This is a genomic window from Microbacterium sp. R86528, assembly GCF_044596335.1.
In the GTDB taxonomy this organism is placed as follows: domain Bacteria; phylum Actinomycetota; class Actinomycetes; order Actinomycetales; family Microbacteriaceae; genus Microbacterium; species Microbacterium marmarense.
Genome location: NZ_CP138996.1, coordinates 1 through 13332 on the forward strand (window position 1 = coordinate 1; position 13332 = coordinate 13332).

Sequence of the window (13332 nt, forward strand, 5' to 3'; positions counted from 1 at the left end):
GCGTAGTTACTTGTTCGCCCCACAGGGATGCGGAAGAGCCGGAAGGCTTTACCCCCCTCAAGCGGAGAACAGCCCCCTTCTAAACATCAACTCAGGTTGTGTTTTGATGTTGCAGCCCTCGGGTTGCGTGGGGTCAGCCACTCCGAATGGAGCTGGTGCGAGCTTCTGCTTGCCCCGGCGAAATTGCGGCCCGGTCGATTTGACTTGGGTGAGACGGTGTGGCTACGATAGTGAAGTTGCCCTTCTGGCGAGGCTGTGAAGCTGAGTGGGAGGTGCGTCCGATCCTTGAGAACTCAACAGCGTGCACTTGTCAAATGCCAAATAACCTCTACTCAACTTCGGTTGGGTGAGATTCCTTTGGATCAAAGTCCAATCCTTCTTCCGGAGGGGTTGGCGTATGGATTGTCAGTATTGACATCCTTTTGGTCAGTTCAAACTCGCGGATTCGAGCCTATTCCGGTTCGTTGATGCAAATTTCTTTTACGGAGAGTTTGATCCTGGCTCAGGATGAACGCTGGCGGCGTGCTTAACACATGCAAGTCGAACGGTGAAGCCCAGCTTGCTGGGTGGATCAGTGGCGAACGGGTGAGTAACACGTGAGCAATCTGCCCCTGACTCTGGGATAAGCGCTGGAAACGGCGTCTAATACCGGATATGAGCTACGGCCGCATGGTCGGTAGTTGGAAAGAATTTCGGTCAGGGATGAGCTCGCGGCCTATCAGCTTGTTGGTGAGGTAATGGCTCACCAAGGCGTCGACGGGTAGCCGGCCTGAGAGGGTGACCGGCCACACTGGGACTGAGACACGGCCCAGACTCCTACGGGAGGCAGCAGTGGGGAATATTGCACAATGGGCGCAAGCCTGATGCAGCAACGCCGCGTGAGGGATGACGGCCTTCGGGTTGTAAACCTCTTTTAGCGAGGAAGAAGCGAAAGTGACGGTACTCGCAGAAAAAGCGCCGGCTAACTACGTGCCAGCAGCCGCGGTAATACGTAGGGCGCAAGCGTTATCCGGAATTATTGGGCGTAAAGAGCTCGTAGGCGGTTTGTCGCGTCTGCTGTGAAAACTGGAGGCTCAACCTCCAGCCTGCAGTGGGTACGGGCAGACTAGAGTGCGGTAGGGGAGATTGGAATTCCTGGTGTAGCGGTGGAATGCGCAGATATCAGGAGGAACACCGATGGCGAAGGCAGATCTCTGGGCCGTAACTGACGCTGAGGAGCGAAAGGATGGGGAGCAAACAGGCTTAGATACCCTGGTAGTCCATCCCGTAAACGTTGGGAACTAGTTGTGGGGTCCATTCCACGGATTCCGTGACGCAGCTAACGCATTAAGTTCCCCGCCTGGGGAGTACGGCCGCAAGGCTAAAACTCAAAGGAATTGACGGGGACCCGCACAAGCGGCGGAGCATGCGGATTAATTCGATGCAACGCGAAGAACCTTACCAAGGCTTGACATATACGAGAACGGGCTAGAGATAGTCAACTCTTTGGACACTCGTAAACAGGTGGTGCATGGTTGTCGTCAGCTCGTGTCGTGAGATGTTGGGTTAAGTCCCGCAACGAGCGCAACCCTCGTTCTATGTTGCCAGCACGTAATGGTGGGAACTCATGGGATACTGCCGGGGTCAACTCGGAGGAAGGTGGGGATGACGTCAAATCATCATGCCCCTTATGTCTTGGGCTTCACGCATGCTACAATGGCCGGTACAAAGGGCTGCAATACCGTAAGGTGGAGCGAATCCCAAAAAGCCGGTCCCAGTTCGGATTGAGGTCTGCAACTCGACCTCATGAAGTCGGAGTCGCTAGTAATCGCAGATCAGCAACGCTGCGGTGAATACGTTCCCGGGTCTTGTACACACCGCCCGTCAAGTCATGAAAGTCGGTAACACCTGAAGCCGGTGGCCCAACCCTTGTGGAGGGAGCCGTCGAAGGTGGGATCGGTAATTAGGACTAAGTCGTAACAAGGTAGCCGTACCGGAAGGTGCGGCTGGATCACCTCCTTTCTAAGGAGCATCTGGCATTCTTCGGGATGTCCAGGCGCCAGATTGAGAACGTATGTTTCTCACTGGTTAGCTCATGGGTGGAACATTAGACAAGATGCCGTTCGGGACTTCCTGAACTTAGTACGCTGCTTGCAGCTGGAACGGTTTTGGTGGAAGCGCCGGCATATGCACGCTGTTGGGTCCTGAGGGACCGGATGAACTTGATGTCTTTGGATGTTGGGTTTTGACGACTCTCTGGACCTTTTGCTGTTGCCGGCTTTGGCTGGTTTCGGTGGAGGGTACCGCCCGTACTTTGAGAACTACACAGTGGACGCGAGCATCTTTGAGATGACACCTTTTGGTGTTGTCTCATGAAAGATGATCTTAAAGATCATTAGTCAATTTCAGATTCCCATGCCTTCGGGTGTGGGGTCGAGTTTTGATTCAACTCATGTGATTTCAAGTCTTTAAGAGCAAACGGTGGATGCCTTGGCATCTGGAGCCGAAGAAGGACGTAGCAATCTGCGATAAGCCTCGGGGAGTGGATAAGCACACTTTGATCCGAGGATTTCCGAATGGGGAAACCCCGCTGGGCAGCGTGCTGACCTGGTGACTCCCGCCTGAATATATAGGGCGGGTAGAGGGAACGTGGGGAAGTGAAACATCTCAGTACCCACAGGAAGAGAAAGCAACCGCGATTCCGTTAGTAGTGGCGAGCGAAACCGGAACAGGCTAAACCGAGTACGTGTGATATCCGGCAGGAGTTGCGTATTCGGGGTTGTGGGACTTTTCTGACTGGTCTGCCGATCAGTCGGCGTTACAAGAAGGTATAGACGAACAGCTTTGAATGGCTGGTCATAGAGGGTGCGAACCCCGTAGTCGAAATGCTTCTCTTGACGCGAAGAGTATCCCAAGTAGCACGGGGCCCGAGAAATCCCGTGTGAATCTGTCAGGACCACCTGATAAGCCTAAATACTCCCAGATGACCGATAGCGGACAAGTACCGTGAGGGAAAGGTGAAAAGTACCCCGGGAGGGGAGTGAAATAGTACCTGAAACCGTTTGCTTACAAACCGTTGGAGCCTCCCTAGTAGGGGTGACAGCGTGCCTTTTGAAGAATGAGCCTGCGAGTTAGCGATATGTGGCGAGGTTAACCCGTTGAGGGGTAGCCGTAGCGAAAGCGAGTCTGAATAGGGCGATTCAGTCGCATGTCCTAGACCCGAAGCGAAGTGATCTATCCATGGCCAGGTTGAAGCGACGGTAAGACGTCGTGGAGGACCGAACCCACTTAGGTTGAAAACTGAGGGGATGAGCTGTGGATAGGGGTGAAAGGCCAATCAAACTTCGTGATAGCTGGTTCTCTCCGAAATGCATTTAGGTGCAGCGTTGCGTGTTTCTTGCCGGAGGTAGAGCTACTGGATGGCCGATGGGCCCTAAAAGGTTACTGACGTCAGCCAAACTCCGAATGCCGGTAAGTGAGAGCGCAGCAGTGAGACTGTGGGGGATAAGCTTCATAGTCGAGAGGGAAACAACCCAGACCACCAACTAAGGTCCCTAAGCGCGTGCTAAGTGGGAAAGGATGTGGAGTTGCTTAGACAACCAGGAGGTTGGCTTAGAAGCAGCCACCCTTGAAAGAGTGCGTAATAGCTCACTGGTCAAGTGATTCCGCGCCGACAATGTAACGGGGCTCAAGCACGCCACCGAAGTTGTGGCATTGATATTTATTGGTAGGCCTTCGTGGTCCAGCCGTATTGATGGGTAGGAGAGCGTCGTGTGGCCAGCGAAGCGGCGGTGTGAACCAGCCGTGGAGGCTACACGAGTGAGAATGCAGGCATGAGTAGCGAAAGACGTGTGAGAAACACGTCCTCCGAAAGACCAAGGGTTCCAGGGTCAAGCTAATCTTCCCTGGGTAAGTCGGGACCTAAGGCGAGGCCGACAGGCGTAGTCGATGGACAACGGGTTGATATTCCCGTACCGGCGAAGAACCGCCCAAACCAATCCAGTAATGCTAAGCATCTGAATCCCCTAGATGGATCCCTTCGGGGTGAAGCGTGGGGCCTAGCGTGCGACCCTATGCTGGGGCGGTTAGCGTATTAACAGGTGTGACGCAGGAAGGTAGCCCAGCCCGGCGATGGTTGTCCGGGTGCAAGTGCGTAGGCCGAGTGGTAGGCAAATCCGCCACTCATTAAGGCTGAGACACGATGCGGATAATAAGTGGGTGATCCTATGCTGCCAAGAAAAGCATCGACGCGAGGTTCTAGCTGCCCGTACCCCAAACCGACTCAGGTGGTCAGGTAGAGAATACTAAGGAGATCGAGAGAATCGTGGTTAAGGAACTCGGCAAAATGCCCCCGTAACTTCGGGAGAAGGGGGGCCTTCGGCGTATAGGGACTTGCTCCCAAAAGCGTTTGGAGGCCGCAGAGACTAGTGGGTAGCGACTGTTTACTAAAAACACAGGTCCGTGCTAAGTCGCAAGACGATGTATACGGACTGACGCCTGCCCGGTGCTGGAAGGTTAAGAGGACCGGTTAGCCGCAAGGCAAAGCTGAGAATTTAAGCCCCAGTAAACGGCGGTGGTAACTATAACCATCCTAAGGTAGCGAAATTCCTTGTCGGGTAAGTTCCGACCTGCACGAATGGCGTAACGACTTCCCAACTGTCTCAACCGCGAACTCGGCGAAATTGCAATACGAGTAAAGATGCTCGTTACGCGCAGCAGGACGGAAAGACCCCGTGACCTTTACTATAGCTTGGTATTGGTGTTCGGTGTGACTTGTGTAGGATAGGTGGGAGACGTTGAAGCAGGGACGCTAGTTCTTGTGGAGTCATTGTTGAAATACCACTCTGGTCATTCTGGATATCTAACTTCGAACCGTAATCCGGTTCAGGGACAGTGCCTGGTGGGTAGTTTAACTGGGGCGGTTGCCTCCCAAAAAGTAACGGAGGCGCCCAAAGGTTCCCTCAACCTGGTTGGTAATCAGGTGTCGAGTGTAAGTGCACAAGGGAGCTTGACTGTGAGACTGACAGGTCGAGCAGGGACGAAAGTCGGGACTAGTGATCCGGCAGTGGCTTGTGGAAGCGCTGTCGCTCAACGGATAAAAGGTACCTCGGGGATAACAGGCTGATCTTGCCCAAGAGTCCATATCGACGGCATGGTTTGGCACCTCGATGTCGGCTCGTCGCATCCTGGGGCTGGAGTAGGTCCCAAGGGTTGGGCTGTTCGCCCATTAAAGCGGTACGCGAGCTGGGTTTAGAACGTCGTGAGACAGTTCGGTCCCTATCCGCTGCGCGCGCAGGAAATTTGAGAGGATCTGACCCTAGTACGAGAGGACCGGGTTGGACGAACCTCTGGTGTGTCAGTTGTTCCGCCAGGAGCACCGCTGATTAGCTACGTTCGGGATGGATAACCGCTGAAAGCATCTAAGCGGGAAGCCGGCCTCAAGATGAGATTTCCATGCCTTCGGGCGAGAGGCTCCCAGCCAGATTACTGGGTTGATAGGCCAGATGTGGAAGCGTGGTAACACGTGTAGCTGACTGGTACTAATAAGCCGATGACTTGATAACACACCGTTTAAGGTGCTGCGTCCACTGAGTGGTTCTCGATGTACGGTCGAGAACCGCATAACAATTGATTGTTATGCTGATTGAAACATCAATAGTGTTTCGGCGGCCATAGCGTGAGGGAAACGCCCGGTTACATTCCGAACCCGGAAGCTAAGCCTCACAGCGCCGATGGTACTGCAGGGGGGACCCTGTGGGAGAGTAGGACACCGCCGGACTTCTTTTAGTGAATTGGCCACCCAATGTTGGGTGGCCTTTTCGCGTTAACAATCGTTGTCCCCCACCCGGGGCTGCGGGAGGATCACGACATGCCCGACAACACCCCCCGAGACAACAACCACGACCACGACCGCGACAAGCAACACAAGTCGCACCCACCCCGCAACGGGCAACGCAAGCCCTCCTCATCCCGTAACGGCGAACGCAGGCCGTACCCGGCCCGCGACGGAGAACGCAAGCCGTACCAGCGTGATGGGGAACGCAAGCCTTACTCGTCCCGCGACGGGGAACGCAAGAGCTACCCGCCTCGTGACGGGGAACGCAAGCCTTATTCGTCCCGCGACGGGGAGCGTAAGTCGTACCCGCCCCGCGATGGCGAACGTAAGTCGTACACGCGTGACGGGGAACGTAAGTCGTACCCGCCGCGTGATGGGGAACGTAAGTCGTATTCGCCCCGCGATGGCGAACGCAAGCCGTACCAGCGTGATGGGGAGCGTAAGTCGTATTCGCCCCGTGATGGGGAACGTAAGTCGTACCCGCCTCGCGACGGGGAGCGTAAGAGCTACCCGCCTCGCGACGGGGAACGTAAGAGCTACCCGCCTCGTGACGGGGGGCAGCGTAAGTCGTACCCACCCCGCGACGGGGGGCAGCGTAAGTCGTACCCACCCCGTGATGGGGAACGCAAGCCGTACCAGCGTGATGGGGAACGCAAGTCGTATTCGTCCCGCGATGGGGAGCGTAAGAGCTACCCGCCTCGCGATGGGGAACGCAAGCCTTACTCGTCCCGCGATGGGGAACGTAAGAGCTACCCGCCGCGTGAGGGGGGCAATCGTGGGAGCAGGCCCACCCGCGGCGGAGCAGACCGCCCCGACCGCGCCACCCGCGACGAAGAAATCCGCCCCGTCCGCCCCCACCACAACGACCCCGTCATCCCCGACGAGATCACCGCAAACGACCTGCACCCCGCCGCACGCAACGAACTGAAAACCCTCACCAAAGAAAACGCAGACTGGGTCGCCCGACACCTCGCCATGGCCGCGAACCTCATCGACACCGACCCCGAACTCGCCCACCAACACGCCATCAGCGCCGCCCGCCGCGCCGGCCGCATCGGCATCACCCGCGAAACCCTCGCCATCACCGCATACACCCTCGGCGACTACGCCCTCGCACTCCGAGAAATCCGCACCTACCGCCGCATCACCGGCCGCGACGACCTCGCAGCCCTCATGGTCGACTCAGAACGCGGCATCGGACGCCCCGACAAAGCCCTCGAAACCGGCCGCGCGATCAACCGCAACACCCTCCCCACCACCGTCCGCGTCCACCTCGCCATCGCCCTCTCAGGCGCACACCTCGACCAAAACCACCCCGAAAAAGCCCTCCGAGAACTCGACATCCCCGAACTCGACCCCACCACCGCCCACGAATACTCACCCGCCCTATTCACCGCCCGCGCCACCATCCACGAACAACTCGGCCAAACCACCCACACCCAAAAATGGGCCCACCACGCCCAACAAGCCCAACACGCCCTCAACCAACACCACAACACCCACCACCACGAAACCATCGAGCTGGTGAGTATTGACACGAGTGCGCTCGACATCATCGACGTCGATGATCTCGAAGACGAGGTGCCCACAACTCCTGTGGTCGGCGACACGGAAGACTGACCTCCCGCTGCTAAGTGGTCGTGACGACGCCGATTTCGAAGGGACGGTCGCGCAACGTCGCCACCAACGGCCGTCGGCAGGTGCCGACCTCCGTCCGAATGCGCTGACACCTGGATCTCACTTGTAGTTACATGTATGATTAGTTGTAATTACAGGCTGGACCAGCGAGACGACGTCGTCGAGGAGAATTGTGCCCGAATATCTGACACCCCCAGTGTCGCCTTTTGCGATTGCCTTTGACGCAGAGCGGCTGACGCTATCGCCCGAAGGGCCCACGCTGACTCGCCGCATGTCTGATCTCGAGGGATTGTTTCTCGACCAGAGTGCGTGGGCGGAGTCGGCCGCTGGCGATAACCCTGTTGTCTACACGGTGACCAGTTCACCTGTACCGGAGATCAACCGCGAGCTGCCGCAGTCGATCACCACGATCTTTCCCGGGGCGACCGCGGGCGAGCTCTGGATGACCAAGGGGCATCAGCATCCAGACCATCAGGGTGAGATCTACCTCGCCCTAAAGGGCCGTGGTGGGCTTCTTATGTTCGATGGTGAACGTGTCGAATGGCTCGACATGACACCGGGAACGATTGGCTACATTCCACCGGGCTGGGCTCACCGCTCAGTCAACACCGGCGACGAACCGTACGCATTCCTCGCTGTGTATCCCGGTGGCGCGGGCCACGACTATGGCTGGGTGCTCACTCACGGCATGGGTTCGCGCGCCTACCTCGATGCCGGTGGATCCGTCGACCTGCGTCCGTACGCGGGCTGAGCTCGATGCTGATCGCACACGATCTGGGCACCACAGGCAACAAAGCCTCGCTGCACCAGGATGACGGGCGCCTGGTCGCGTCGGTCACTGTCGGCTATCCGGCGCACTTTGCATCGGGCGGCATTGCCGAGCAGAACCCAGAGGACTGGTGGCAAGCTGTTGTTTCGGCGACCAGGCAGCTTCTGCTGAAGGCAGCCGTCGACGCACGATCCATCACCGGACTCGTCGTGGGCGGGCAGATGATGGGCACCGTGCTGCTCGACGGTGCGGGGACGCCTGTGCGCCCCGCGATCATCTGGGCTGACACCCGTTCGGGGGCGCAAGTTCGTGAGTTGGCAGCATCCCTCGGAGAAATTCACGCGTACGACCTGCTTGGCCATCGTCTCAACGAGACCTACTCGATCGAGAAGATCATGTGGGTGCGTGATCACGAGCCGGAGGTGTGGTCTCGCGTGCGCAAGTTCTGCGTCGCGAAGGACTACATCGTGATGCGGCTGACGGGCAGACTCGCGACCGATCGCTCCGATGCATCAGGCACCAACGCCTACGACCAGCTCACCGGCAAGTGGTCGTCTGAGGTGCTTGCGGCAGCGAGACTTGACCCCGATCTCTTCCCCGAGATCCTTGACTCGGTGACAGTTGTCGGATCGCTCACCGCTGAGGCCGCGAACGCGCTCGGTCTTGGGCGAGACGTCCGTATCGTCATGGGGGGCGGCGACGGTCCGATGGCGGCCGTGGGCTCCGGAATTGTTGCACCATCGGACGGTGCGTACGTCTGCCTGGGGACGTCCTCTTGGATCTCATTCGCGAGCGAAGCGCCGCTGCGTGACCCGCAGATGCGCACATTCACCTTTGACAATGTCGTACCTGGAAGTTACGTTCCCACGGCGACCATGCAGGCGGGTGGCGCATCGGTCCAATGGATCGCGGAAGCTCTCTCGCCCGACTCCTCACATCCTGAAACCGGTCGGCTCACCGCAGAAGCTGGCGACGATCTCGATACTCGAGGCCTCTACTTCCTTCCGTATCTGCTCGGCGAACGCTCACCGCACTGGGATCCTGATGCGCGTGGCGCGTTCGTAGGCATCGGCCGCCACCACACGCGCTCACACCTAGTGCGCGCGGTGCTAGAAGGTGTCGCATTCAATTTGCGGCTGTGTCTGAACGCATTTGGCGCAGCGGGCGCGACGATCGATCGGGTTGACGCGGTCGGTGGCGGCGCGCAAAGTGACGTCTGGCTGCAAATTCTGGCTGATGTCTGGGGCGTACCGGTGCGGCGCCGCACGGTCGGCGAGGAGGCGAACAGCTTGGGCGCGGCAGTGACCGCGGCTGTCGGGCTCGACCTCACTGACTTCTCTGCGGCGCGTTCGCTCAGCGAGGTAACGGCCGAGTTCACGCCCGACCCGACGCGGCACTCTGACTATTCCTCGCGCGCCCCGCGATTTGACAGTGCGTACACGGCGCTCGCGCCATGGTTCGCGGATGGAGAAGCCTGATGTCTGTTGTTTTGGTGACAAGCCGCTCGTTCAACGACGGCGATGTCGATTTGATGAGCCGCGCTGCCGAAGCCGGCCACGAAATCATCCGTGGTCCATCCCACCATGATCTTGCGTCGCTCGCGCCGTTGCTTCAAACGGCAGATGCCTGGGTAGCGGGAACGGGACCAGTGACCGCGCGACACCTTGATCTGTCGCCGCGCCTCAAAGTGATCGCGCGCTATGGCGTGGGTACTGAGGCTGTGGATGTGGATGCTGCAACTCGTCGAGGTATCGCTGTGACCAACACTCCCGGGGCGAACAGCGAGGCGGTGGCAGATCACGCGGTCGGCTTGATGCTCACCACCCTGCGAAGCATCGTCGATGGAGACCGGCGGGTACGCCAAGGCGACTGGTCGGTGCGCCGAGGGCGTGAGCTCGGGGCGTTGAATGTCGGCATTCTCGGCTTTGGCAGGATCGGACAAGGCGTCGCTCGCCGACTTGCCGGCTTCGGTTCTACTGTGATGGCATTCGACCCATTCATGCCGGCGCCGCGGATTGCCGAGCTCGGCGCGAAACCAGCTTCAATAGAGGAGCTCTTTCATGCCGCAGACGTGATCACATTGCACGCGCCCGGGGGACAGGTGCTTGTCACCGCCGAACGACTCTCGTGGTTGCGTCCCGGCGCGCTCATCGTGAACACCGCCCGCGCCGATCTCGTTGATGAAGATGCAGTGGCAACCGCCCTGCGCGAGGGAACGCTCGCCGGCTATGCGGCAGATGTGCTGAACGGCGATACCGCGGGCAGCGACAGCCCACTGTTGGCGGCAGACATCTCAGGCAATGTGGTCGTGACCCCGCATCTCGCCGCGCAGACCACTCAAGCGGTAGACAACATGGGTTCGATGGCCCTCGACAACGCCTTTGCGGTACTCGCCGGCGAGGTGCCTCTGCACCCCGTCAACGCGGTGCGCTGACGGCATCCCACTCGATCGATGAACAGGAACTGCCAATGACTACTCTCGCCGACCACGCAGGCGACCGCCTTTCTGCTGCACGCAGAGCTGGAGTGCTCGCTGTGTTGCGTGCGCCGAGCTCCGCCGCTGCCCTCGATGCCATCGACGCACTCGTGCGCGGCGGAATCACGGGCATCGAGGTAACCTACTCGACGCCCGACGCCGCGGAGGTCATTGCGGCAGCGAAGGCGAGGCACGGAGAGTCTGCCTATGTCGGTGCGGGTACCGTGACCACCGGAGCGCAGGCCCGCGAAGCTGCGGATGCCGGAGCTGCATTTTTAGTCAGTCCCGGCACCCTGGCGGAATTGGCGGGCGAGATGCGCGCGACCGGGGTTGTCACGATGACCGGCGCGCTGACTCCGAGCGAGGTGATGACGGCACAACAACTAGAAGTTGACGTCATCAAGATCTTTCCGGCGTCTCTTGGCGGCCCGGCATACCTCGGCGCTCTGCGAGGGCCGTTCCCCGCAGCGAATCTGATGCCCACCGGGGGAGTAACCCCCGAAAATCTTGCGGCATGGTTCTCAGCCGGTGCTGTGGCGGTCGGAGCCGGCGGCGATTTGGTGCCAGCCAAAGCGCTCGCGACGAGTGATTTTGCAGAAATTGAGCGGCGCGCGGTGCTGTTCGCAGCGGCTCTTCGCGCTGTGCAGGCGGACGGGAACGTGTCGTGACTGAATCGTCCTTTGGCTACATGGGCTTTGTCGGAGTCAGCACTGGATCGTCGTCGATCATGCAGGTGTTTCCGCGTTGGGCAGATGTGCTGGGGCTACCGACCCGCACGCTGGTAGGCCATGACCTGCCGGTCGATGCGAGCCCGGCCAGCTACGTTGCCCTTCTCGAGCAGATCCGTGACGACCCGCACCATCGTGGCGCGCTGATCACCACGCACAAGATGAATGTGTTCGCCGCTGCATCCGAGCTCTTCGACGAGCTTGACCCGTTCGCAGTGTCGTGTGCAGAGATCTCGAGCGTCTCAAAACGCGGCGATGCCCTCATCGGGCGGGCCAAGGATCCTCTTACCGTCGCGCTTGCGCTTGGTGATTTCCTTCCTGAAGACTACTTCTCGCGTTCTGGTGCCGAGGTGCTGATTCTTGGGGCCGGTGGCTCAGGAACGGCGCTGAGTTGGGCACTCGCCGAGCGAGCGGATCGCCCCTCGCATGTTGTCGTGACTGCTCCGAATCAAGCGAGCCTTGATCACCTCCGACAGGTGCATTGCCAGCATCGCACCCCCGACGATCTGATCGAATATGTGCTGGTGGATTCAGCTCAAGCTACGGCAGCGGTGCTGGCGAGCATGCCGCAGGGCTCGCTCGTCGTCAACGCAACCGGCCTTGGCAAAGATCGCCCCGGTTCGCCGTTGGCCGATGACGCGCTGTTTCCTCTCGACGCGTACGTCTGGGAGTTCAACTACCGCGGCACCCTGGAGTTCTTGCACCAGGCTCGGGCGCAGGCCGATGAGCGCGGTCTGCACGTGGTTGACGGGTGGCGCTATTTCATCCACGGCTGGTCGCAGGTGGTGGCCGACGTATTCGACCTTGAACTGACGCCGGCGATCGTCGAGCAGTTGGCGGATGCAGCGGAGTTCGCTCGACAGTAGGCTCGCAGGGCGCGACGAAGGGGACACCATGATCCGTACAGTGCTGGGCGACATTCCCGCCGATCGTCTCGGGGCGACCAACTATCACGAGCACCTCTTCCAAATCTCGCCGCTGTTGCCCGGGGACGAGCTCGACGACGAGGACGCTTCCCAAGCCGAAGTTTCCCTATTGCGGGCGAGCGGATTCGACGCCATGGTCGACGCAACGCCGATCGGTCTGGGGCGTCGCCCCGCGGCGGCAGCGCGCATCAGTCAGCACACGGGAATCCAGGTTGTGGCGACGACTGGACGACACCGTGAGGCTCACTATGCCCACGACCACTGGGTGCGGGCGTGGGATGACGGTGCACTACTCGCGCGGTTCGTGGATGACATTGAGCGATCGATGCCCGCAGTTGACGGGCCGCAACACGGCGGGACCGCACCGACGCCCGAAGTAGGCCCGGTGCGCGCCGGCATGCTCAAAGCCGGTGTCGACTACTGGCGAATCTCGTCATTCGAGCGACAGACACTTGAGGCAGTTGCGGGCGCTTGTGCGAGCACGGGCGTCGCTGTCATGGTGCACCTGGAGTTCTGCACGGCAGCGCACGAGGTTCTCGATATCCTCGAGCGGGCGGGCGCACCCGCGCACCGTGTGGTGCTCGCACACGCGGATCGCGATCCCGATCCCGGCTTGCACGTCGACCTGGCGGCTCGTGGCGCCTATCTGGGTTACGACGGTTTCGCTCGGCCACGCACCCGCGGTGACGCGGAACTGCTGAATCTCACGGCGGCTGTTGTTGAAGCGGGCGCCGGCAATCGCATCGTTCTCGGCGGAGATGTGGCGCGTCGAAGCCGCTACATCTCGTATGGCGGAATGCCGGGCCTCGGCTACTTGGGGGAGCGGTACCTGCCCCGCCTGCGGGGTCTGATCGGCGCTGCAGCTGTGGAGCGGATGCTGGTCGAGAATGCCGCACGCCTGCTCGACATTCCGCGCTGAGAGCGTGCGCTGAACGACCGGTTAGTTTTCTCGTCGCCTGCGACAATACGCGAAGGGCGCC

At 59.8% G+C, this 13332-nt stretch carries 7 protein-coding genes and 3 rRNA genes; all 10 read left to right on the forward strand.

Annotation, left to right across the window (positions count from 1 at the left end):
* Positions 1–479: 479 nt before the first annotated feature.
* Positions 480–2001: ribosomal RNA gene (locus SJY18_RS00005) — 16S ribosomal RNA — on the forward strand.
* 436 nt (positions 2002–2437) lie between these two features.
* Positions 2438–5543 (forward strand): 23S ribosomal RNA (locus SJY18_RS00010).
* Between the two features lie 98 nt (positions 5544–5641).
* Positions 5642–5758 (forward strand): 5S ribosomal RNA (gene rrf, locus SJY18_RS00015).
* The 16S, 23S and 5S rRNA genes sit together here, the layout of an rRNA operon.
* A gap of 90 nt (positions 5759–5848) precedes the next feature.
* Entirely contained in the window at positions 5849–7435 is a 1587-nt protein-coding gene (locus SJY18_RS00020) for a primosomal protein (RefSeq protein ID WP_396667984.1), read from the forward strand.
* A 190-nt stretch (positions 7436–7625) separates the two neighbouring features.
* Positions 7626–8204: a glucose-6-phosphate isomerase family protein gene (locus SJY18_RS00025; RefSeq protein WP_396667985.1), complete on the forward strand. Its 579-nt coding sequence runs from the start codon at positions 7626–7628 to the stop codon at positions 8202–8204.
* A 5-nt stretch (positions 8205–8209) separates the two neighbouring features.
* A complete protein-coding gene (gene xylB, locus SJY18_RS00030) occupies positions 8210–9700 on the forward strand; it encodes a xylulokinase (protein ID WP_396667986.1) in 1491 nt (496 codons plus the stop codon).
* Positions 9700–10656: an NAD(P)-dependent oxidoreductase gene (locus SJY18_RS00035; protein ID WP_396667987.1), complete on the forward strand. Its 957-nt coding sequence runs from the start codon at positions 9700–9702 to the stop codon at positions 10654–10656. The genes xylB and SJY18_RS00035 overlap by 1 nt, the downstream gene beginning before the upstream one ends.
* 35 nt (positions 10657–10691) lie before the next feature.
* Positions 10692–11366: a bifunctional 4-hydroxy-2-oxoglutarate aldolase/2-dehydro-3-deoxy-phosphogluconate aldolase gene (locus tag SJY18_RS00040; protein WP_396667988.1), complete on the forward strand. Its 675-nt coding sequence runs from the start codon at positions 10692–10694 to the stop codon at positions 11364–11366.
* Positions 11363–12292, forward strand: a complete 930-nt coding sequence (locus SJY18_RS00045; protein WP_396667989.1) for a shikimate dehydrogenase family protein — start codon at positions 11363–11365, stop codon at positions 12290–12292. Before SJY18_RS00040 ends, SJY18_RS00045 begins: the two co-directional genes overlap by 4 nt.
* A gap of 28 nt (positions 12293–12320) precedes the next feature.
* The gene (locus SJY18_RS00050) at positions 12321–13271 is read left to right on the forward strand and encodes an aryldialkylphosphatase (protein WP_337338392.1); all 951 of its coding nucleotides are present in this window, start codon (positions 12321–12323) and stop codon (positions 13269–13271) included.
* Positions 13272–13332 lie beyond the last annotated feature (61 nt).